This window comes from Caballeronia sp. LZ024 (assembly GCF_031451455.1).
Lineage (GTDB): Bacteria > Pseudomonadota > Gammaproteobacteria > Burkholderiales > Burkholderiaceae > Caballeronia > Caballeronia telluris.
Genome location: NZ_JARUXL010000066.1, coordinates 1 through 453, shown reverse-complemented (window position 1 = coordinate 453; position 453 = coordinate 1). Strand labels below are relative to the sequence as shown.

1 protein-coding gene is annotated in these 453 nt (G+C 65.6%); it reads left to right on the top strand.

The window, feature by feature from the left end; all coding sequences use genetic code 11:
• A partial coding sequence (locus QCE48_RS32075; protein ID WP_309794521.1) for a TonB-dependent receptor plug domain-containing protein occupies positions 1-453 on the top strand: 453 nt, incomplete at both ends.

Sequence of the window (453 nt, the reverse complement as noted above, 5' to 3'; positions counted from 1 at the left end):
GCGACGCCTTCCTCGAAACCACCGGCGTCAGCGACGTCAAATCGCTCGCCACGATCGCGCCGGATCTCAACTACGCGCAGGTACAGACCGTCGTGCCCGTGCTGACGATTCGCGGCATCTCCAGTCGCGACACGACCGAAATCGGCGATCCGTCCGTGGTCGTCGTGACGGATGGAAGCTCGGACAATCGCCCCTACGCGTTGAGCGGCACGCTTTACGATCTCGACCACATCTCCGTGCTGCGCGGGCCGCAAGGCGCCGTGTATGGGCGCAACGCGGTGGGCGGCATCGTTGAGATCGCAACGGCCAAGCCTTCGCGGACGTTCGAGGGCCGCGCGTCCGTCGATCTCGGCGATTACGCCACGCGCAATCTGGAGGCGATGGTCAACGTCCCAGTCAACGACGTACTGCAGTTCCGCGTGGCGGCCATCTCGCGCCGGCACGACGGCTATC